Origin of the sequence: Alteromonas sp. CH_MED4-4 (assembly GCF_037029575.1) — a bacterium.
Lineage (GTDB): Bacteria > Pseudomonadota > Gammaproteobacteria > Enterobacterales > Alteromonadaceae > Alteromonas > Alteromonas macleodii.
Genome location: NZ_JAYMEU010000010.1, coordinates 17,604 through 38,093, shown reverse-complemented (window position 1 = coordinate 38,093; position 20,490 = coordinate 17,604). Strand labels below are relative to the sequence as shown.

At 44.1% G+C, this 20,490-nt stretch carries 20 protein-coding genes; 9 read left to right on the top strand and 11 right to left on the bottom strand.

What is annotated here, in order from left to right; translation table 11 throughout:
- Positions 1-6 precede the first annotated feature (6 nt).
- Positions 7-606, bottom strand: a complete 600-nt coding sequence (locus WA381_RS08890; RefSeq protein WP_014949940.1) for a Yip1 family protein — start codon at positions 604-606, stop codon at positions 7-9.
- 216 nt (positions 607-822) lie between these two features.
- Positions 823-1,599: a tRNA isopentenyl-2-thiomethyl-A-37 hydroxylase MiaE gene (gene miaE / locus WA381_RS08885; RefSeq protein WP_039225276.1), complete on the bottom strand. Its 777-nt coding sequence runs from the start codon at positions 1,597-1,599 to the stop codon at positions 823-825.
- Positions 1,600-1,779: 180 nt separating this feature from the next.
- Between miaE and WA381_RS08880 the strand changes: the two genes are divergently transcribed.
- The 4 genes from WA381_RS08880 (at position 1,780) to WA381_RS08865 (ending at position 6,102) form a co-directional block, all read left to right on the top strand.
- Positions 1,780-2,367, top strand: a complete 588-nt coding sequence (locus tag WA381_RS08880) for an acyl carrier protein phosphodiesterase (protein ID WP_156086576.1) — start codon at positions 1,780-1,782, stop codon at positions 2,365-2,367.
- A 150-nt stretch (positions 2,368-2,517) separates the two neighbouring features.
- Entirely contained in the window at positions 2,518-4,134 is a 1,617-nt protein-coding gene (locus WA381_RS08875; RefSeq protein WP_156087348.1) for a S10 family peptidase, read from the top strand.
- A 178-nt stretch (positions 4,135-4,312) separates the two neighbouring features.
- Positions 4,313-5,569 (top strand): nidogen-like domain-containing protein, encoded by a 1,257-nt coding sequence (locus WA381_RS08870; protein WP_101565064.1) that lies wholly within the window; start codon positions 4,313-4,315, stop codon positions 5,567-5,569.
- 53 nt (positions 5,570-5,622) lie between these two features.
- Positions 5,623-6,102 carry an invasion associated locus B family protein gene (locus WA381_RS08865; protein WP_156086575.1) on the top strand — a complete coding sequence of 160 codons (480 nt, stop codon included), beginning with the start codon at positions 5,623-5,625 and terminating at the stop codon, positions 6,100-6,102.
- 16 nt (positions 6,103-6,118) lie between these two features.
- Here the strand turns inward: WA381_RS08865 and WA381_RS08860 are convergent, their stop codons facing one another.
- The gene (locus tag WA381_RS08860; protein WP_197044443.1) at positions 6,119-7,048 is read right to left on the bottom strand and encodes a LysR family transcriptional regulator; all 930 of its coding nucleotides are present in this window, start codon (positions 7,046-7,048) and stop codon (positions 6,119-6,121) included.
- 99 nt (positions 7,049-7,147) lie between these two features.
- Between WA381_RS08860 and WA381_RS08855 the strand changes: the two genes are divergently transcribed.
- Together WA381_RS08855 and WA381_RS08850 are read left to right on the top strand one after the other, a co-directional pair.
- Entirely contained in the window at positions 7,148-8,161 is a 1,014-nt protein-coding gene (locus WA381_RS08855; protein ID WP_156087347.1) for a zinc-binding alcohol dehydrogenase family protein, read from the top strand.
- A gap of 76 nt (positions 8,162-8,237) precedes the next feature.
- Positions 8,238-9,002 carry a TerC family protein gene (locus tag WA381_RS08850; RefSeq protein ID WP_156086573.1) on the top strand — a complete coding sequence of 255 codons (765 nt, stop codon included), beginning with the start codon at positions 8,238-8,240 and terminating at the stop codon, positions 9,000-9,002.
- A gap of 62 nt (positions 9,003-9,064) precedes the next feature.
- Here WA381_RS08850 and WA381_RS08845 read toward each other — a convergent pair whose 3' ends face one another.
- Positions 9,065-10,060: a YhdH/YhfP family quinone oxidoreductase gene (locus WA381_RS08845; RefSeq protein WP_156086572.1), complete on the bottom strand. Its 996-nt coding sequence runs from the start codon at positions 10,058-10,060 to the stop codon at positions 9,065-9,067.
- 220 nt (positions 10,061-10,280) lie between these two features.
- Between WA381_RS08845 and WA381_RS08840 the strand changes: the two genes are divergently transcribed.
- The gene (locus WA381_RS08840; protein WP_156086571.1) at positions 10,281-10,721 is read left to right on the top strand and encodes a winged helix-turn-helix transcriptional regulator; all 441 of its coding nucleotides are present in this window, start codon (positions 10,281-10,283) and stop codon (positions 10,719-10,721) included.
- Between the two features lie 212 nt (positions 10,722-10,933).
- Here the strand turns inward: WA381_RS08840 and gtfA are convergent, their stop codons facing one another.
- The 3 genes from gtfA to WA381_RS08825 form a co-directional block, all read right to left on the bottom strand.
- Complete coding sequence (gene gtfA / locus WA381_RS08835; RefSeq protein WP_131136549.1) at positions 10,934-12,430, bottom strand: sucrose phosphorylase; 1,497 nt, start codon at positions 12,428-12,430, stop codon at positions 10,934-10,936.
- Between the two features lie 372 nt (positions 12,431-12,802).
- Positions 12,803-12,982 (bottom strand): oxidoreductase-like domain-containing protein, encoded by a 180-nt coding sequence (locus WA381_RS08830; protein ID WP_156086570.1) that lies wholly within the window; start codon positions 12,980-12,982, stop codon positions 12,803-12,805.
- 230 nt (positions 12,983-13,212) lie between these two features.
- Positions 13,213-13,968, bottom strand: a complete 756-nt coding sequence (locus WA381_RS08825) for an SDR family NAD(P)-dependent oxidoreductase (protein WP_039225284.1) — start codon at positions 13,966-13,968, stop codon at positions 13,213-13,215.
- A 112-nt stretch (positions 13,969-14,080) separates the two neighbouring features.
- On the opposite strand from WA381_RS08825, the gene WA381_RS08820 reads away from it, so the two are divergent.
- Entirely contained in the window at positions 14,081-14,986 is a 906-nt protein-coding gene (locus tag WA381_RS08820) for a LysR family transcriptional regulator (protein ID WP_156086569.1), read from the top strand.
- 58 nt (positions 14,987-15,044) lie between these two features.
- Here WA381_RS08820 and WA381_RS08815 read toward each other — a convergent pair whose 3' ends face one another.
- The 4 genes from WA381_RS08815 to WA381_RS08800 form a co-directional block, all read right to left on the bottom strand.
- The gene (locus WA381_RS08815) at positions 15,045-16,814 is read right to left on the bottom strand and encodes a flotillin family protein (protein WP_039236487.1); all 1,770 of its coding nucleotides are present in this window, start codon (positions 16,812-16,814) and stop codon (positions 15,045-15,047) included.
- A gap of 18 nt (positions 16,815-16,832) precedes the next feature.
- Positions 16,833-17,447, bottom strand: coding sequence for an OB-fold-containig protein (locus WA381_RS08810; protein WP_014949924.1), 615 nt, complete (start codon positions 17,445-17,447; stop codon positions 16,833-16,835).
- Positions 17,448-17,560: 113 nt separating this feature from the next.
- On the bottom strand, positions 17,561-18,286 hold the full coding sequence (gene lpxH, locus WA381_RS08805; RefSeq protein WP_156086568.1) for a UDP-2,3-diacylglucosamine diphosphatase: 726 nt from the start codon (positions 18,284-18,286) through the stop codon (positions 17,561-17,563).
- Between the two features lie 140 nt (positions 18,287-18,426).
- The gene (locus WA381_RS08800) at positions 18,427-18,918 is read right to left on the bottom strand and encodes a peptidylprolyl isomerase (RefSeq protein WP_014949922.1); all 492 of its coding nucleotides are present in this window, start codon (positions 18,916-18,918) and stop codon (positions 18,427-18,429) included.
- Positions 18,919-19,103: 185 nt separating this feature from the next.
- Here WA381_RS08800 and cysS point away from each other — a divergent pair, with 185 nt between their 5' ends.
- Positions 19,104-20,486: a cysteine--tRNA ligase gene (cysS, locus tag WA381_RS08795; RefSeq protein ID WP_156086567.1), complete on the top strand. Its 1,383-nt coding sequence runs from the start codon at positions 19,104-19,106 to the stop codon at positions 20,484-20,486.
- Positions 20,487-20,490: the final 4 nt, after the last annotated feature.

Below are 20,490 nucleotides of genomic sequence, written 5' to 3'. Positions count from 1 at the left end.
AAGAGGCTAGTGAACAAATACTGGTCCGCCGGACAGTCCCCACACCAATACCGAACCTGTCATTAGAATAACGAGCAATACTAGCCCACATGTCACTACCGAGCTTGAGTAAATGAACCCTTTATCTTCTGGCATATGCATCAAAATTGGCACGCCAGAGTAGAGCAGGTATACCGAATAGCTAATACCGACTAACAGCGCCGTCATCACTACCCAGAGTTCTGGGTAAAGACCTGCGAAGCCCACCATAAACAACGGTGTAGCCGTGTAGGCCGCAAGTTCTAGCGACTGCGTATAAGTTGGCGTCGCATCAAACGCTTTAGCCAACTCATGAATAAGTACAGCCAATGCGACCACGCCTGCAATTAATCCAAAATACATGCCTATACCCATCATTATGGCGGTATTTTCGCTAAGGCGAATTATGTCACCTGCGCCGATACTCCAGCCAGTATGGGCACTGGAATAATAGGCCACGAGTGATGGAATGAGAGATATAAAAGCGATATGGGTAAGCGCGTAAAAATAGGTTTCGTGTTTGGTATCAATGGTTTGCCACTCTTCTTTTGGATGAGTGTAAATACCAATTAAATGATTCAAAATCATAAAGTCCTGCCTTGTTCACCAACGTTATTATTTTAAAAAATATTGTTGTGAGGCAGGGAGAACACACGGACTAACCGTAAAACCAAGGAAACACAAACACAGCGCAAAGCGCTAAACACTGCCGTTAACAATATGTTTACAAATTGAGTGTGCAGCAGAATTACTAAGCCGTCAATATAAATTGATTAATTTATAAACGGATGCAAAGCGTTAACTTTAGCGTGGTGCGCCTGAGTGGAAACGCAATTCGTCATCGTCGCTTTCAATCAATGACCTTTCAACGTCTCCGAAGTGGGCAACGCGCTCTGAAATATCAGTTTTAGCGATTTGCCCAGCCAGCGTTAGGTAGTCTTCAAAGTGTCTGGCCTCAGAGCGCAACAGCGACACATAGAACTTGCCTAAATCTTCGGAAACATACGGCGCAAGTTTGGCAAAGCGTTCGCAGGAGCGCGCTTCAATGTAGGCACCACAAATGAGCTTGTCGACAAGCTTTTCAGGTTCGTAAGTGCGTACGTGACGCAACAAGCCATTGGCGTAACGACTGGATGTTACCGACTTATATTCAAACCCCAACTCGTGCATAATTTCTAGCACTTGGTAAAAATGATGAAGCTCTTCTTTAATTAGCATGACCATTTTATCAAGCATGTCTTTTTTAAAAGGGTCTAGCCCTTCAGTGTTAAATACATTTTTGGAAAGGTGCTTAGTATTAAGCGATTGCCAATCGCCTTCGTGGCGGTAAGTGAAGTCTTCGTAAGGTTTCAACCATCCCAGCAATACCTTACTGGTTTCTTCATCGGCCACATAGCGGCGAAGTAGGTACATAGCAGACTGAGCTGCTTTAAGCTCGCAAATTAGGTGGTCAGTAAGGATAACGCGAAGGTTTTCCTCTTTCTGCGCTTCGTCTATCCATGACTGAGGCGTCTCGCAATGTAAAAAGGCATTGATTGGTGAAAGTAGAGACGTGACTTCAGAAGTGGATATTACAGACATGTTGAAACTCAATTTTAAGTGCTATGGTTTTTCAGTTACATTTGAATTTGGCTGCTGCCAACGCTAGTTTCGGCAGTTCGGTTTATAAAAGTACAAATTTAGCGTATCTGAATTGGACCGCAATTTTACTTGATACCAACAAGCCCTTACAACTTAAAATAGAGGCCAATAAATTACAAAATGAATTATCTTGCCCATCTTTTCTTAGCCCGACCAACTGCCGATTCTCAATTCGGTAACTTACTCGGTGACTTCAGGCGGGGTGTTGATATTAAAGAGTTTGGACAAGCGGTACAGCTAGGTCTTAAAAACCACTATGAAGTGGATAGGTTCACCGACAGTCATACCAGCGTCTTAGCAGCAAAGGCGTTATTTCATAAAAGTCGTCGGCGCTTTGCACCTGTGGCGCTGGATATCTACTTCGATCACTTGCTAATTAAACATTGGGCGTCGTTTACAGCACAGGGTTTTGACGACTTCAGGGAACAGAGTTTCGCATTGTTAGAACAGCGATTGCCCACTATGCCAAGAACGATGCAGCACAGTGTTGGGCATATGATAATCCATGACTGGTTTGAAGATTATGCTAAGGAAGAGGGCATTGCTAAGGCGATTGCTGTGGTTGCTAAACGTATTCGTTTCCCCAACACGTTTCATCATGCTGTGGATGATATTAATACGAACAGAGACGAGATTGAAGCGAGATTCTTAACGTTTTTCCCTGAACTCATTACACACATAAAAATCAATGGCCCTGAGAATATTTGAAAGGCTTAACCGTGTTACAGAAATGTATCGAAGAAATTGGTCGTTTTGTCGTTCATTGCTAAGCTGTCATGTGAACAGCGATATAGTAAAGCGTGCAATACAAAGACAACACAAAAAAGATAAAATTAACGACACTCAAAGATAATAATGATGAATATTCAATCCTTAGTTAGAAATACATCGCCCGTATTATTAAGTCTGGGTAAAAATAAACACAAAGCGCAATCGCACGCGACCCTAGCATGGTTAACGGCAGCCTTAATTGCTTTTGTAAGCTTAACTACCAGTGCTTCAGCGCAAGAAGAAAGCGCATCTGCCCATGCTCGTTCAATAAAAATTGATAGCAGTGTAGTGACAGAGCACGAAACTAAAATCCTAGGCAAGCGCGTAAAGTACAGTGCTACCACGGGTACTCAACCGGTTTGGAACAGTAAAGACGAAGCGGTTGCCACTTTGTTTTACACTTACTATCAGCGCACTGACGTAAAAGAGAATACTGAGCGCCCGCTTATTATTTCTTTTAACGGTGGTCCAGGCTCTGCGTCAGTGTGGATGCATGTAGCCTACACAGGCCCTCGTATTCTTAATATTGACGATGAAGGCTATCCAGTTCAGCCCTATGGTGTTCAAACCAATCCTTACTCCATTTTGGATGTGGCAGACATTGTGTTTGTTAACCCAGTGAATACAGGGCACAGCCGTGTGCTGCCTAAAGCTGACGGCAGCATGCCATCGCAAGATGAACAGCAGAAAATGTTCTTTGGTGTAAACGCCGATATTAGCTATTTGGCAGACTGGGTGAATACTTTTGTAACGCGTAATAATCGCTGGCGTTCACCTAAATATCTTATCGGTGAAAGTTACGGCACGACGCGTGTGTCAGGATTAGCATTAGAGCTTCAAAATCGCCAATGGATGTACTTAAACGGCGTTGTGCTTGTATCGCCAACCGATATTGGTATAGAGCGCAACGGGCCGGTAAAAGCCGCTAATCGACTGCCTTATTTTGCTGCCGCGGCGTGGTATCACAATAAGCTTGAACCCGCGTTGCAAAACAAAGATCTTACTGAGCTATTGCCTGAAGTTGAAGACTTCACCATCAATACGCTTATTCCTGCTCTGGCCAAAGGTGGCTTCATTGGTGAATCGGAAAAGCACGATGTGTTAAAGCAAATGGCGCGCTATTCTGGGTTAAGTGAAGCGTCTATTGCGCAAAACAACTTAGACGTGAGCACTGCATTTTTCTGGAAAGACTTACTGCGCGAGGAAGGGAAGACGCTAGGTCGTTTAGACAGCCGCTATTTGGGTATAGATGCTAAGCAAAGCGGCGACCGCCCTGACTATTGGGCTGAGCTAACATCATGGCTTCATTCGTTCACGCCCGCTATTAATTACTATTTGCGTGAAGAGTTAAACTACAAAACTGATATTAAGTACAACATGTTTGGAAACGTGCACCCATGGGATAGAAGCAATAATCAAACCGGTGAGAACTTGCGATTGGCCATGGCGCAAAACCCGTATCTGAATGTGATGATTCAAGCTGGCTATTACGACGGCGCAACGAATTACTTTGATGCAAAGTATACGATGTGGCAGCTCGATCAAAGTGGCAATTTAAAAGACCGTTTGAGCTTTAAGGGATATCGCAGTGGCCACATGATGTATCTGCGTCGCGACGACTTAAAACAGTCCAACCAAGACCTACGCGAGTTTATTAAAATGAGCACACCAGGCAAAGGCATACCTGCTGAATACAAGCGATAGTACGTCTGAAAATCTAAAGACAAGGATGTCAGGTTTTTTTACATTATATTAAACTAATTCATTATTTATTTTTTAAGCTTCTGTATTTAAAAGTTATTTTAGATTTGGCTTACACTTTGCTAAATCGGGTCTGCTAAATAATGAAATTCTTATTAACATAAACTACAAGGACGTATACATGAAAAAGTCTTCGCGTTTTTCATTATCCCTGCTGGCGAGCGCAGCGCTAGCATTCTCAATCTCAAGCACCACAGCCAATGCTTCAGTGCTCCTTTCCGGCTGGGAAGGCTCTACTGAAAGTGGATTTGGTAACTTAGCGATGAATGGTAACGACGACGGTTCATCGGGCGCTATCGTATTTGACGCATTTGAATCGCTTGCCTTCGATAGTGGCGTAAATTTCTTTGGTACTTCATACGATAGATTCTTCATAAACAATAACGGTAATATTACCTTCAATGGCACCGTGAGCTCCTTTACGCCAAGACCCTTCCCCATAAGCAACCAGCCAATGATCGCGCCATTTTGGGGCGATGTAGATACGCGCTGTGCAGAGTGTGGCGACGTGTTTATCGGTTCACCGAATGAAAACACGCTGGTAGTGACATGGAACGATGTTGGTTACTACAGTCAAAACAGTAACCCTACAAACACGTTCCAATTAGTGTTAATTGATCGGGAAGACACAGGTGCGGGAAATTTCGACGTTGAGTTTAGATATGAAGATATCGGCTGGACTTCAGGTAGTGCGTCAGACGGCGTTCCAGCACAAGCGGGTTATGACGCGGGAGATGGGGAAAACTTTTTCACTGTGCCGGGGTCTCAAACCGCCGCTATCGCTGATATAGACGAAAGTAACAGCAACACGGGCACGCCTGGTATTTGGAAGTTTGCTATTCGCGATGGCGTACTACCGGGTGATACTCCAGAAAACCCTATATTGCCAATTGTTAATCCAGAAACACCGACAGACTATGAATTTGAATTCTCTATCGATGATCCAGATGAACTTGTATTCATCGACCCAGATGTAGCAGTAGGCTATGACTATATTGTAAATAGTGGTCCAAACATCGCGTCAGTACTTTTGCCTGAAGGTTACGACGACAACATGTTTGACCTATTTCTTTGGGACAATGTTCTGATGGATTGGTTCGATACAGGCACAGATATCACTGGTGGTGAGGAGTACGACTTCAATACCCCAGTTGACCGCTTCAGAATTATGGGAATTGATGTTTCGAATATGCTCGAGCCTACGCCGGACGCATTTGTAACCGGTCTCACTTTCGATGGTTCTGGCGTTGTTAACATGAACCAGAATGCCGTTACTGTGTTTGTACCTGATCCTGTATCTGTGCCAACTCCCAATACTCTATTTCTAATGCTAAGTGCAATGTTTGCTACGCTTGTTATAAGAAAGCGGAAGCAATAAAGTTGTCATAAAAGAGGGGGAGCGTGCGCTCCCCGTTTTGCTAAGAGGTGAAAGTGAAATATTTAGTAGCAGTTAGTTTAGTACTTGCATCGTTTTTTTCATGGGCTGTAACCACAAGTGACTTTGGTAGTTGGAGTTTGCTATGTAATGATTCGTCTGTGTGTACGCTTAGCCAGCTCGTTGCCAAAGACAAAGAAGCAAAAAAAGTGCTATTGGGCGTCAACGTTGACTACTCCTATTCGCAAGATTTTCCAGTATTGAAAATAAAGCTTCCAAAAAATACACTCACAAAAAATGGTGTAGGAGTAAAAATCGACGATTTTGCATCCATACAAGTGCCATTCTCAGGCTGTGACGAGAAGTCTTGCCAAAGTATAGTGAAAATCGACAATGAACTTTTGAAACAAATGCACAATGGACAGACTATGCTAATAGCGTTTCAAAAATCTGAAAACCAGCAAGTTACCTTACCCATATCATTGACAGGTTTTGAGGAAGCTTACGTACAGCTAAATAAAAGTATTCAAAAGTAAATGCACAGATACTCGTCTATTTTTGATATTTTGACACGCTGAATGTGGCTAGCTGCGCTAAACATTCAGCGCAGCGCTCTTTCAGCATATCTCTGAATAGTCTAACTGCTGGAGTAATAGATTGGCGGCTAGGGCAAATCAGCCAAAGCTGTTTCGGTTTAGGTTGATATTCGGGCAACAAGGTTACAAGTCGACCCTTTAAAATGTCGTCGCACGCATCTAAGCCAGATTTAACAGCAATACCTTTACCCGCAACGGCCCAACGCTTTACTATCTCTCCGTCGTTTGCGGTTCTGTTGCCTCGCATTTTTATCTTCAGCGGTGTCCCTTTGTGAAAAAACTCCCATTCGTTATATACCTTGTCGTGTAGTTGGTAAAAAAGCCCGTTGTGTGTTTGCAAGTCTTCAAATTTTTCAGGGGCACCATGAGAGCTGATATAAGAAGGGGAGGCAACAAGTAAACTTGGTACATCACAAATTTTGAAACCGTATACATTCGCATCGGTTGGAGTACCGTACCTTAGCGCTAAATCGACGGGATCGCGATAAAAGTCAATGTTGCTGTCACTCAGGTTGAGCTTTACGGTTATTTTGTCATGTAAATCCATAAAGTCATCTAGCCACGGCGCAATCACATTTCGGCCTAAATCAGACGATAAACCTAACCTAAGCTCGCCCTCAATCACGCCTGTATCGCCCTTTAAGTTCTGCTTGGCATTAGCCAGCATTGACATGGCTTCTTGGCACGTTGGCAAAAACCTTTCACCCGCAGACGACAGGCGTAGTGAGCGTGTAGTACGAACAAATAATTCGGCACCAAGGGCCTGTTCTACGCGTTTTACCGCAGCACTTGCGGTTGCTGTACGCATATTCAAATGTGTCGCTGCTGCAGTAATGTTTCTAAATTCAGCAACTTTTATTACTACATTCAAGTCGTCGAGTAACATGGCTTTCAAAAACTATTTGATAATGTTTCTTTTATTGTGCTGTTTATCCAAATTTAATCAAGAGTATGATGATGATATTACTCAAAGGAGAGACAAATGATGAAAGCTATTGGTTATACCCACTCAATTGGTATTAATGAGCCTAATGCACTGGTGGATATTGACATCGAAAAGCCCAGCGCGTCGGGTCGAGATTTACTTGTAAAAATAAGTGCGATAGCAGTCAACCCGGTCGATTATAAAATTCGTCATCGCGTTAATCCTAATGGAGGTGATCCCAAAATTCTGGGGTGGGATGCAGTAGGTGAAATCGTTGATATAGGCGCTGATGTTACCGAGTTCGCAGTTGGTGACAGAGTTTACTACGCTGGCGACCTTACCAGAGCCGGCTCAAACGCAGAGTTTCAATTAGTTGATGAACGTATTGTCGGTAAAGCGCCTAAGTCTCTGTCAGACAGCGATGCTGCGGCACTTCCTCTAACCACAATCACAGCATACGAATTGTTGTTTGATCATCTTGCTCTAAGGCAACAAAGTGAAAAGAGCGATGAGGTTGTGCTTGTGGTAGGCGCAGCTGGTGGCGTGGGTTCTATTATGCTGCAATTGCTTAAAGTACTAACGGGGGCTACCGTGATCGCCACTGCCTCGCGTGAAAGCTCAAAAAGCTGGGTTCAGGAGTTAGGTGCCGACTACGTAGTGGATCACAGCAAGCCTATGGCTGAGCAAATCAAGGCCTTAAACATTGGTGAAGTGACGCATGTCGCAAGTTTAAATAACACACACCAGTACATTGATAGCTTTGTTGAAGTTATGAAGCCGAAGGGCAAACTGGCGCTAATTGACGACCCAGAAAGTCTTGATGTAGCCAAGCTTAAGCAAAAGAGCTTGTCACTTCATTGGGAGTTTATGTTTACGCGTTCAATGTTTGAGACCGACGATATGGCAGAGCAAAGCCGTCTGCTTACTCATGTAGCATCGCTTATTGACGAAGGCAAAATTAGAACTACCGTTGGCAAACACTTAGGTAAAATTAACGCTGCTAACTTAATCGACGCGCACAAAATTTTAGAAGAAGGGCGAGCTATCGGTAAGTTGGTTCTAGAGGGCTTCTAAAGAAAGCGTGCTTGAGATGATATTCCGTAATACTATGCGCTAAATTAGGTGGTTTTGGCTAAGGTTTATAGCGCAAATGTTTGAATGGCTTGCGAGTCCAGAAGCTTGGGTGGCATTAGGCACCTTAATGGCATTAGAGATAGTGCTTGGTATTGATAACATAATCTTTATTTCAATATTGGTGGGCAGGCTACCTGAACATCAAAGAAATAAAGCACGTCAAATAGGCCTTGGTTTAGCCATGGGCTCGCGACTGTTATTGCTATTTAGTTTGGCTTGGGTAATGGGCTTAGTTAATCCGTTATTTAGCCTCTTTGGGAATGAAATATCTGGCCGTGACATTATTTTAGTGTTGGGCGGCCTCTTTCTTATTGCAAAATCAACCCACGAAATACATGCCAGTTTCGAGGTGACCGAAGCATCAACTACGGAAGTAGCAGCTTCTGGTTTTTTCTCAATTTTGGTTCAAATTGCGGTGCTCGATGTTATCTTTTCTCTCGACTCTGTTATCACAGCAGTAGGGTTAGTTGAACATTTGAGCATCATGGTTATTGCTATTGTTGCGTCAGTAGCAGTGATGCTAGTAGCTGCAAAGCCGATTGGCGACTTTGTGGATGCAAACCCAACCATCAAAATGCTGGCTTTGTCGTTTTTGATTTTAGTGGGCTTTACTTTAATAACAGAAGGCTTTGATGTTCATGTACCTAAGGGGTATGTTTATTTTGCGATGGCGTTCTCGTTTATTGTAGAAATGCTGAATATTAAGGTTCGCTCGCGAAGAGCAAAGCAGGTCAGCACCATTCACTTGGCTAAAAAAATGAGTAGCGACGGTAACCAGTAATTTGAAGGGGTCTGAGCAGGTAGACAGAAGGCACCATCTTGCGGTGCCTTCTTTTTATGTACTTAACCTTGAACATTAACCAAAGTACGGCCAGAAATCTGCCCTTTTAAGATTGCGTCTATTTTTTCATTTACCGCATCAAGGGTCACTTCCTCGGTAAGGTCATCAAGGCGGTTTAGCTTCCATTCGCTAGCAAGCTTGTCCCACAACCTCAAACGGGGTGGCATAGGGCACTGCACAGAGTCGATACCGAGAAGCGACACGCCTCGTAAGATAAAAGGAAATACGCTTACGTTAAGTTCAGCAGATGCGGTTAGGCCACAGCACGTTACTGTGCCGCCATATTGTGTCGCTTTAATTGCCTGCGCTAGATATTCACCGCCTACCGTATCAATAGCGCCAGCGTATAGCTCTTTTAACATAGGGCGTTCTTTATTTTCCAATAACTCGTCGCGGGTTATCACTTTGCTGGCCCCCAGTGCTTTTAAGAATGCCTCATGCTCCTTTTTTCCGGTGCATGCCACAACCGAAAAGCCAGCTTTTGCCAACAGGGCAACAGCGACAGAGCCCACGCCTCCTGTAGCGCCAGTGACTAGAATATCGCCTTTGTCAGGAGTCACGCCGTGTTCAACCAAGCCTTGTACCGATAGTCCTGCAGTAAAACCTGCGGTACCAATGATCATTGACTCTCTCAACGTAAGTCCATTTGGCTTAGCTACCGCCCATTCACTTGGAATTCTGATGTATTCGCCAAAGCCTCCAGCGGTGTTCATGCCGAGGTCAAATCCGGTGACAATAACTTCGTCTCCTTCTTTAAAGCGATTGTCACCACACGATACCACCGTGCCTGCTGCATCAATTCCTGGGGTATGAGGAAAGTTTCTGCTCACACCTGGATTGCCGGTGGCTGACAGTGCATCTTTGTAGTTAAGCGATGAATAATGCACCTTAATGAGTAGCGTGCCTTCAGGCAAGTCATCAAGTGAACGCTGCGTTACTTTACGCGTAAAGGATTTATCTTCCTGCTTTTCTACAAGCAAAGCTTTAAACGATGTCATACCTGTCTCCGTTAGCCGAATGATTACGCTACCCATTGTGACGATATATAAACTTTGCGCAAGTATGCACTTTTTAGTAGGGTAGTACCCTAAAAGATACTATTGGCGTGATGTAAACCCTTTGCTCGATTTAACAAAGACCACTGACATCAATGCTGACATTAATGATAAAGCCTTTTACGTAGTGAATATGAACGTAATTACTCTAAGAGGGAGTAGTATGACTGCAACTTTGAACAGTGTAATGGCAGAGGAAAGTGATGTGACATCAGACGTTGATAATAACGCCGTCCTAAAAAGCCAGAAACAAGATAATGCGCCCAATGCTGCAGAAAATAAGAACGACTCAAATCAATACATTTGTGGCGTAGCAGTATCTCTTGAGATAATAGGCGGTAAATGGAAAGGGGTTATTTTGTGGCACCTTTGCCATAAAACGCTACGCTTCAGTCAGTTGCGTAGACGATTGCAAGGCGTTACCCAAAAAATGCTTACACAGCAGTTAAGAGAGTTAGAGCGTGATGGGTTGGTAAACAGGAAAGTGTATGCAGAAGTGCCCCCTCGTGTAGAGTATTCTCTGACCGATTTAGGCCGTACACTAGAGCCAACTTTACGTCAGCTATGTGACTGGGGTAGGGCGTATAACGACGACTACAGATAAGACACCAACACAAACTAATACGTCGTTTAGGTAAACGAGTACTGAGTTAATTCACAACAATACCAGTTCTTCTGGTGGGGCTTGTAATACTTAAATCGTAATGGCTAATCCAAGGTTTACGTGCCGCTAATGCGTTTAAGCGCATTGACGACACGTGTTAATTCCTGAATAGCTGAGCGCTAAGTAGCTAAACTATCGCTAAAGATTGCGCTTTAAGCAAGTAGCGTGTTGATTGACAATACGCTTTCTTCACCATTATCCACCGTATGAATAGTTGCATCCATTGTGCTGAAGTTCACGTTTAGTGACGCCGCATGGTTGCCGTTTTTCCACGAAAGTACGAATACGTTGTTGACGTAACTCACGTCAAATACACCGTTAAAAGCATCGCTTTCGTTTCTTAGCCTAATAAGCTGCATCAGGCCTTTAACCACTGGCTTCTCAACGGCTTCTTTTACCATGGCAGTAGACAAGTATGGGCGGTTGATGTCGCGGCCAACATTGGTTTTAGCAAGTAACGCCATGTCATTGTGCGCAGCAAGCAAGCCACCGTAATAAACTTGAGGGATACCCGGGCTAAAAAATTGAATGGCGCGTGCAACCAAATAAGCGAAGTCATCTTTACCTAACGCATCGTAATATGTGCAGTTTACCTGGTAAAGGTCTACATTATTTGCAGCGGCACCGGTGGCTTTTTTAGACTCGCCATTGGAATTTTCATGTATTTGGTCAACGAGCGAATTAATCGCATCTGCGGTAAGCAGGCCTGGTTTGTCACCATTCGCGCCCACGTCAACAATGCCGATGCCATCGTGAGTATCTAGCACGGTAAAGCAGTTACGTGGCGAAATTGAAAGCCAGTATGCCAATGCCTCTGCATTTTTAGAGAACAAGGTGTGTAGTACAAGCGGAGGTAAAGCGAAGTCGTAAACACTGTCGCAACGCGCAGCAATATCAATTTGAGTTTGATAGTGACTGTGTATTTCGACCAAACACTGCATGCCCATACCACGTGCGCGGTTTGATAATTCTTCGATAAATTCGAAGGTTTCTTCAAGCATAAAGCAGTTCGAACCCGCGCGTTTAATTGCATAGCCCGCCGCATCTAAGCGAATAAGATCAACATTACTTTCAGTAAACGACTGAAGAATAGAAGATAGGTAGTCTTTGCCTAACTGTGACTCCACATCAATATCAATTTGATTAGAGGTAAAAGTTGTCCAGAACGGCACGGTTTCAGGGTTACCAGTCTCTGTGCCCACCTCGTAATCGCTGAAAAACGGTGTGGGTCGAGGGCGGAACACTTGTGCTATTTGTTCGTCAATTTGCGTTTGATCGTTGCCCTTAAAAATATCTTCCTTGGTTAAGAACAGCGGCCAATAACTCGATTCGCGCCCGTTTTTCAGCACGTCTTTGAACGCTTCACTTTGCCCCGACATATGGTTAACAATGAGGTCGGCCATGATATCTACCGATTCGCCAAGCTTTTTGACGTTCTCCCAATCGCCCAAGCGCTCATCGACCAAGGTATGATCGATAGGATCGAAACCCGCGTCTTCACCATCGTAAGGGTAGTAAAAAGGAAGGATGTGAACACCCGTAAACAGGCCACCTAACGGGCCCTGAAGTATGCTTGTTAGACTCTCGATGTTGCCATCGCCCAGTCGGTCTGCATAGGTGATTAGTTGAACGCCATTGCGTATAGACATGATAACTCTCCAAAATTCAGCATGCGCTTGCTCGTACTTCTCTTGTGTATCGCGAGCACACATTACTACGAATTAAGCACTACCAGTCTGGCAGATTTAAAATTAACCATGTAACGGGTTTAGCTTAATTCTTAATCTTCTGCTATTGACTGACCAAATTTGGTTGAGACTCACAGAAAATCAAAATCTTAATCGATTAAGATAAAATAGCAGTAGAATAGAAATTTGTAAATGAGAAGTTTAAAAAATGGAACTGTCAAACGCTCATGCGGCGGTTTCAATTAGGCAAGTTCTAAGGCAGGGTAGCTCGTTCAAGGGCTGTTCACTAGTAGGAAATAGCGAACACGGTATTCTAAATACGAGTTCGGATCGCTAGTCTGAAGATCTTGTGTCTGATGACTCATTATTCGCTAACTCGTCAAATTCTCGCTTTGCTTCTTTCCACTTAGCGAGCTTCTCGTAGTATACGTCCCAAATACATGGGCAACACGAACCTCCGCCGCAACAATCGTCTCTTAAAGGTTTCTCTGGTTCTTCGGGTAGCGACTTCATAGCACTTATCCTCGACTTTCTTCCTTAAAAATATCTAAATCTCAGATAATATTTTCAAGGCTTAACAATATCCTCACGTGCAAACCTAATGTTTAAGCGCAGAGAATACAACTTTGCCTGTGTATGTTACTCCTTATGATTCGCCTTTGCAGCTTGAAAGGTTACAAAGGCGTTTAAGCTATTTTCGTTAATAAGTGAAAGCTGACATCAACGCCATCATGCTTATGGTGTTACAACTTCATACCACCAGATGCCTCAATCCTTTGGCCGTTAATCCAATAACTATCATTACTTAATAGCGCTGCAATAACACCACCTATATCTTCGGGTTGGCCAACGCGGCCCAAAGCGGTCTGAGAGGCTATAGCATTATTGACTTCGCTATTATCGCGAACATAGCCACCGCTAAAGTCAGTCTCAATGGCACCTGGAGCCAGGGTGTTTACTCTAATTTTACGGGCTCCTAACTCTGCAGCCAGGTAACGACTCATTACCTCTATGGCTCCTTTAGCCATACCGTAGGCGCTGTATCCCGGGAAGCAAAATCTTGCCAAACCAGAGGAAACATTCAGTATTGCTCCGCCATCCTCAATAATAGGTAACAGTGTTTGGGTTAAAAAATAAGGTCCCTTCACATGCATATCAAATAGCGTATCGAACTGTTTTATACTTGTTTCTTTAAAAGAAGCATTTAGACCAACGCCGGCGTTGTTTACCAGATAGGTAATAGCCTGTTTGCCAAATTGATTGTTCAGCACGTCTTTAAGCGTAACTAGAAATTCCGGGAACGAATAATGCGAGGCGGCGGTGTTAAGGGGCAGGGCACAGGCTTTTCTTCCAATGCTCTGAATCTCTTTAACAACCTCATCGGCTGCTGCTTCATTAGTGTTATACGTGATAACAACGTCTATCCCTTTTTTCGCCAGTGCTAATGCGCCAGCGCGCCCAAGACCTCGACTTCCACCTGTTATTAATGCAATCGCCATTGTTATCTCTCTTTGTTGATTAATTCGTAGACGATTATATTGACTAAAATTGGTATGAAAAACCTACCTAAAGCGATAACATTGTTCTTATTTGGTGAACAATAGGCGAAAGATGGACAGGTTCGATATGCTTACACGGTTTGTAGAAACCGCGAGATTGGGAAGCTTCAGTGCGGCGGCTGCACTTCTAGGTTTACCGAAATCGAGTATTTCTCAAGCGGTAACAAGTCTCGAAAAGCAGTTGGGCACACGCCTTTTTAACCGAAGCACGCGAAGCGTTTCTCTCACCTCTGATGGAGAAACGTTTTTGCCGCAAAGTATTGCCTTATTGAGTGAATGGGACGCCTTACAATCACAGTTCTTAACCTCAGCAGACAGCGTAAGTGGCGAGCTTCGTATCGATATGCCAAGCCGATTTGCAACCAATATTCTGCTTCCCATTTTAGGTGAGTTTATTTCTACTTACCCCAAGATTACGTTGCGAGTGAGCAGTGTCGATCGCAAAGTTGACCTTATTAAAGAAGGGTTTGACTGTGTGATTAGGGTTGGTGCATTAGCGGATAGCAGTTTGGTTGCCCGTCGCCTTTTAACTTATCCAATTTATAACTGTGTAAGTCCTGATTATGCGACGAAGTGGGGCATACCGCAGTCGCTGGAAGATTTAGCTAATCACAAGCTTATTGATTATTCCCATACCCTAAGCCATAAAACACCAGAATTTGAATTTATGAAAGGCGGAGAACTCCATGGTGTCGAAATGCAAAGCTTGTTAAGTGTTAACAGTACCCAGGCCTACTTTGCGGCGTGCGCAAGTGGATTAGGTATTGCGCAAATTCCAAGTGTGGGGGTTGAGTCAGAGCTGAAAGAAGGAAAGCTAATTCGTGTGCTTCCTGAATTTGAGGCCCAGGCGATGCCGGTAAATCTCCTGTACCCCTCTAGAAGACAAATGCCACTTCGATTAAAAGTATTTTCAGAATGGTTAGTTGATAAATTACGTGAAAACAAAAAGCCCTGTTGAATTACAGGGCTTAGGATGTTGTGTCGTATTAGCTAGCTAAATACTAGCTCAATGAGCATTAATCAGCTGGAAGCTCTTCCGACGCTTTATTACCATTTAGGTTTTCTGGTGCTGCCACAATAGGTTTAGGTTTTACGGCATTGGCCTTGGTCAGTATGTCGCTGTTGCCTGTTACCAAATCATCTAATGTGCCTTTTTCCGCATCGACCAAGCCCACTTCACGCAACATAGAGTCTACCAGTGGGGCGTTAGCACGATAGCTTAGTGCGGCTTGCGTTACTTGTTCAGCTAAACCACTACCAGCAGTAGCAACGGTGTGATCGCCTTTCACGCCACTCCCTTGGCCGTAGCCTTGAAGAATTTTAATACCTTCTATGTTTTCAAGTGGCTTAACGGCGTGTGCCACAAGCTCAGGCAATATTTTGAGCATGGCAAGGGCTTTTTGCAGCTCAATTTGCTCGGTCTTAAGCGTATTTTCAGCCTCATAAAGCGCTTGTTTACCTTGTGCTTCAACAGCAAGCACTTTCTCATCAGCTTCAGCCTGAAGCATTTTTGCATCGGCAGCGGCCTTAGCTTCCGTAAGAATAGCGGCAGCAGAGTTTTCAGCTGCTTCTTTCTTAGCTTGTGCTTCTACGGTAATGCCTACAGCCTCACGCTCTGCCTCTTTGCGCGCGTCTATAACTTCAATTTGTTTCTTACGCTCAGCTTCTGCCACCATTTTCGCTGTGGTTACTGCTTCCACTTTTTCCACTTTAGCTTTTTCCGCTTCAGCAGCTTTAGCACGTGCGGCCGACTCTTCCTCAGATTTTGTCGCAACGGCAATTTGTTTAATTTGCTCAGAAACCTCAACTTCTTGCTGCTGACGAATGCGCGCTTGCTCTAATGCCTGACGCTTAGCAATTTCTTGGGTTTCAATTTCCCGTGATTTTTCGATCTCCGCAGCCTCGATAGCACGGTTTTTCGCGATCTCTGCTTCGCGCTCTTCCCGTTCTTTCATTTCGCGCTGCTTAGCAATTTCTGCTTTTTGTTCCTGACGTTTAAAGGCTAGAATTTGCTCTTGGGCTAAGCGAGCTTCTTCTTCGTCTCGTTTCACCTCTAGTGATTGTTTCTCAGCAGCCAAATTACGCTGTTCAATGAAAATGCGGTTTTCTTGTTGAATATCGTTGGTTTCTTTGCGTTTCTCTTCAATGATCTTCGTTAAGCGTGCACGCCCCTCTGCATCGAAAGCGTTGTTCTCATTGAAAAACTGTAGGTCGGTTTGGTCAAAACCAGTCAAGCTCACCGATTCTAACTCAAGACCGTTCTTTTCAAGGTCGTTAGCTACGCTTTGCTGAACTTTTTGTACAAAGTCAGCACGCTGTTCATGCATTTCGGTCATGCTCATTTCAGCAGCTACGGCACGTAGTACGTCAACAAACTTAGACTCCATTAGTTTCTTAACTTCTTCAGCGCGAGTGGTGCGCGTTCCTAGCGTTTGCGCAGCCATTGATATGCCATTGGCATTGGGGGCCACGCGTAAATAGAAGTCTGCCTTAACATCAACACGCATGCGATCTTTGGTAATAAGCGCGTCTTTTTGAATTTTTTCCACTTCTATACGAAGGGTGTTCATATTTACTGGAATGATTTCGTGAACGACAGGAAGCACGATAGCGCCACCGTCCTTAATGACTTTTTCACCGCCTAAACCGGTTCTTACGAACGCTGTTTCTTTCGTCGCGCGGGTGTAAAGTTTGGCAAAGATAAGGCCAATAACGATAAGCCCTACAACAATAGCACCGGCAATAAAGAGTATTGACGGCAAGCTAGATGGTTGAATTGTATCCATACTTTTATCTCTTTTAGGTTATAGGTAGCGGGTTGCTAACCAGCTGTGTTGTTTTTTCTGAACTAAAATGACGCGCTCTCCCTGTGCGAACAACTCTTCATCTTCGAAAGGCTCTACTAACACAAAATGAGGCTGTGAATAATGGTCGGTAAACTTTGCTTCAGCTGGGTTGCCTCGGCTTGCTTTTCCAATCGTGATTTCGGCCACAGACCCAATGAAGTCATCGCTGTTAACCGCGCTAGACTCTACACTAGGCAACAAGCCTGAAATTACCTTTACGGTTTTAGCTGTTACGAATGCGCCAATAACAAATGCAAGAGGAACGGATAGGAAAGCTGGCAAGGTATAGCCGAGTGCACTCGCTGTTAAGCCGTTAACCATCAAGCCAACTAAACCGAATAGAGTAAGAAGTACTACCAGGTAAATAAGAAAGGGAACTTTATTGATATTAAGCCAGTTGGCAAACGAGGTATTAAGAAACCCATCGCCATCAAACTCTGCAAAATCATCGCCTAACCCCAACAGGCTTATACCAAAAATAGTGCTAACAAGTTCTAGTATGAAAATAAAGAAAACGGCTATGAGCGAAATGCTAAACCAGAAGTTTGTAGGGGAAAGAAGAACATCTGTCATTTACACCATCCATGATGACTAACTTGCTTTTATTCTTTATACCACAGAACAAAAATTAAGCCAGCGTCTAACACATGTACTTTCGGCTAGTTTGTAACAAATAATGATGGTGACTAACTGAAGTTATGTTTCTGCAGCATCACATCATTTTCAGTAACCTTCAATACACTGCCTTGATCATACCAATCGCCAAGTACAATACGAGTTGCAGGCTTGCCGTTTGCTGTAAGGCTATGAATGTTGGGTCTGTGTGTGTGGCCATGTATCATGCGCTGCACGTCCCATTTTTCCATGACTTTCACCACTTCTTCAGGCGTGACATCCATAATATCTGGCTTAAGATTTTGCTGCTTAGCCTTACTTTCCTTACGACCGTTATCGGCAACACGCTGTCGATACCATAACGGAAGCGCAAGCATTAAACGTGGCCACCACCAACCGCGGGATTTCTTGCGAAACTTTTGATAAGCAACATCGCGAGTGCATAGTTCGTCACCATGAGTAAGCAGGGTAGGTGTGCCGTATAAGTCTACAACTTCTTGTTCGTTTAATAACGTCATGCCGGCTTTTGATAGCCACTTTTCACGTATGGCGAAATCGCGATTACCGTGAATGAAGTATATAGGGCAATGCTGACTCACTGCCTTGAAAGCTGATGCTATGGCAGTGTTAAATGGAGTAACGTTGTCGTCGCCAATCCAAACTTCAAACAAGTCACCAAGAACGTAAAGTGCATCAGCATTAATCGCATCTTCTTTTAAAAAGCGCATTAAGCATTCTGTAATGTCAGGGCGGTCGGCACTTAGGTGCAAGTCGGCAATGAAGTAGGTGAACGACATAAATCTTCTTATTGTGGTTTAAAAAGCCGCGTTAAAGTAACGCGGCTTGTTTTTAACTCAAGGCCTTGAGTATGTCTTGAAAATCATATTGGCCAAGGCGTTATTGAGACAGCTATTCAAGCATAGATGTCAGCGGCTATTTAAGAAATAGTCGCTTTCTCAATGATAACAGGCTCAACAGGAACATCCTGGTGATAGCCGCTGTTACCGGTTTTAACGGCTTTAATTTTTTCAACAACATCCATACCTTCAGTTACTTTACCGAATGCACAGTAGCCCCAACCATTGACAGACTTGCTAGAGTGGTTAAGGAAGTCGTTGTTATTTACATTAATAAAAAACTGAGCCGTCGCAGAGTGTGGATCTTGGGTACGCGCCATCGCGATTGTACCCACTTCGTTTGCTACGCCGTTGTCCGCTTCGTTTTCAATAGGGTCTTTTGTGTCTTTCTGATCCATATCTGGCGTAAAACCACCACCTTGGATCATGAAGTTGTTGATTACACGGTGAAAAATAGTGTTATCAAAAAAACCGTCTTCAACGTAAGAAATGAAGTTAGCTACCGTTTTAGGCGCTTTATCTTCAAAAAGCTCTAGGGTGATGTCACCGAAATTTGTTTTTAACGTAACCATTGTGGTTTGTCCTGTGTGTTAGCATACATATAAAGTGGCGGCATTTTAGCGCAAAACGAGTCGTTAGCGCAAAGAGACGGTTATCGCAAAACCCAGCAATATCGTTGCAAAAGGCTTGTACCATTTAAATCGTGACAGTGCTAAACTTTGCGGCCGAAAAATTATGACATATAGGAAATATAGACATGCTACATCTTTACAACACCCGAACCCGTGAAAAAGCGAAGTTTGTACCGCTTCAAGAAGGGAAAGTGGGTTTGTATGTTTGTGGTATTACCGTTTATGACCTAAGTCATATGGGTCATGCCCGTACTTACCTGAGTTTCGATGTCTTAGTACGCTACATGCGCCACCTTGGTTTAGATGTGAAGTACGTGCGCAATATCACCGATATCGACGATAAGATTATTGCTCGCGCCAATGAAAATGGCGAAAGCTTTAAGGCGCTAACTGCACGCACTATTGCCATGATGCACGAAGACTTTGCGGCGATTAACTTACTAGAGCCAGACGTCGAGCCGACAGTAAGTGGACATATGGATGAGATCATTGAAATTATCCAGCGACTAATGGACAAAGGCTACGCCTATCAAGCCAAAAGCGGCGATGTACTATTCGACGTAAGCAAGTACGAAGATTATGGCAAGTTAAGCAAACAAGACTTAGATCAGCTTAAAGCGGGTGCTCGTGTTGAAGTGGCGGCAGGAAAAGACGACCCGCTAGACTTCGTACTGTGGAAAACCACCAAGCCTGGTGAGCCGGCATGGCAATCGCCATGGGGCGAGGGACGTCCGGGATGGCACATTGAATGTTCTGCAATGAATCATAAGCATCTTGGTGCGCACTTTGATATTCACGGCGGTGGCTCAGATTTAACGTTCCCACATCACGAAAACGAAGTGGCTCAGTCGTGCTGTGCGTATGACACACCATACGTAAACGTGTGGATGCACGCGGGTATGGTACAGGTTAATGACGAAAAAATGTCTAAGTCATTGGGTAACTTTTTTACCTTGCGCGATGTGCTTAAAGAGCACGACTCAGAAACATTGCGTTTCTTCCTGATGTCGGCGCATTACCGTAGCCAGTTAAGTTACTCTCAAGACAATATTACTCAAGCGAAGGCCGCCCTAGAGCGTTTGTACACTGCGCTGCGTGGTGTAACAGTAGACGAAAGCACTGACCTTAGCCACGGTGGCTACCTAACGCGCTTTGAAGCGGCAATGAACGACGATTTAAACGTACCTGAAGCCTTTTCGGTGTTGTTCGATGTGGCACGTGAGCTTAACCGCCAAAAAGATAATGTAGAAGAAGCAGGTAAACTGGCTGCTGTTCTTAAAGGCCTAGGCGCAATTTTAGGTATGCTTCAAAGTGACCCAGATACTTACCTTAAAGGCGGTGAAGGCAATGACGACGAAGCGGCTGAAATTGAAGCGTTAATTAAACAGCGTAACGATGCCCGTGCCTCCAAAGACTGGGCAGCGGCAGATGCCGCGCGCGATGCGTTAAACGCAAAAGGCGTAGTGTTAGAAGACGGCCCAAGCGGTACTACGTGGCGTAAAGCGTAATTAG

Excerpts from the sequence above, each read along its gene's own strand:
- WA381_RS08890 (WP_014949940.1), bottom strand. The coding sequence starts at position 606 with ATGATTTTGAATCATTTAATTGGTATTTACACTCATCCAAAAGAAGAG.
- miaE (WP_039225276.1), bottom strand. The coding sequence starts at position 1,599 with ATGTCTGTAATATCCACTTCTGAAGTCACGTCTCTACTTTCACCAATC.
- WA381_RS08880 (WP_156086576.1), top strand. The coding sequence starts at position 1,780 with ATGAATTATCTTGCCCATCTTTTCTTAGCCCGACCAACTGCCGATTCT.
- WA381_RS08875 (WP_156087348.1), top strand. The coding sequence starts at position 2,518 with ATGAATATTCAATCCTTAGTTAGAAATACATCGCCCGTATTATTAAGT.
- WA381_RS08870 (WP_101565064.1), top strand. The coding sequence starts at position 4,313 with ATGAAAAAGTCTTCGCGTTTTTCATTATCCCTGCTGGCGAGCGCAGCG.
- WA381_RS08860 (WP_197044443.1), bottom strand. The coding sequence starts at position 7,048 with ATGTTACTCGACGACTTGAATGTAGTAATAAAAGTTGCTGAATTTAGA.
- WA381_RS08855 (WP_156087347.1), top strand. The coding sequence starts at position 7,148 with ATGAAAGCTATTGGTTATACCCACTCAATTGGTATTAATGAGCCTAAT.
- WA381_RS08850 (WP_156086573.1), top strand. The coding sequence starts at position 8,238 with ATGTTTGAATGGCTTGCGAGTCCAGAAGCTTGGGTGGCATTAGGCACC.
- WA381_RS08845 (WP_156086572.1), bottom strand. The coding sequence starts at position 10,060 with ATGACATCGTTTAAAGCTTTGCTTGTAGAAAAGCAGGAAGATAAATCC.
- WA381_RS08840 (WP_156086571.1), top strand. The coding sequence starts at position 10,281 with ATGACTGCAACTTTGAACAGTGTAATGGCAGAGGAAAGTGATGTGACA.
- gtfA (WP_131136549.1), bottom strand. The coding sequence starts at position 12,430 with ATGTCTATACGCAATGGCGTTCAACTAATCACCTATGCAGACCGACTG.
- WA381_RS08830 (WP_156086570.1), bottom strand. The coding sequence starts at position 12,982 with ATGAAGTCGCTACCCGAAGAACCAGAGAAACCTTTAAGAGACGATTGT.
- WA381_RS08825 (WP_039225284.1), bottom strand. The coding sequence starts at position 13,968 with ATGGCGATTGCATTAATAACAGGTGGAAGTCGAGGTCTTGGGCGCGCT.
- WA381_RS08820 (WP_156086569.1), top strand. The coding sequence starts at position 14,081 with ATGGACAGGTTCGATATGCTTACACGGTTTGTAGAAACCGCGAGATTG.
- WA381_RS08815 (WP_039236487.1), bottom strand. The coding sequence starts at position 16,814 with ATGGATACAATTCAACCATCTAGCTTGCCGTCAATACTCTTTATTGCC.
- WA381_RS08810 (WP_014949924.1), bottom strand. The coding sequence starts at position 17,447 with ATGACAGATGTTCTTCTTTCCCCTACAAACTTCTGGTTTAGCATTTCG.
- lpxH (WP_156086568.1), bottom strand. The coding sequence starts at position 18,286 with ATGTCGTTCACCTACTTCATTGCCGACTTGCACCTAAGTGCCGACCGC.
- WA381_RS08800 (WP_014949922.1), bottom strand. The coding sequence starts at position 18,918 with ATGGTTACGTTAAAAACAAATTTCGGTGACATCACCCTAGAGCTTTTT.
- cysS (WP_156086567.1), top strand. The coding sequence starts at position 19,104 with ATGCTACATCTTTACAACACCCGAACCCGTGAAAAAGCGAAGTTTGTA.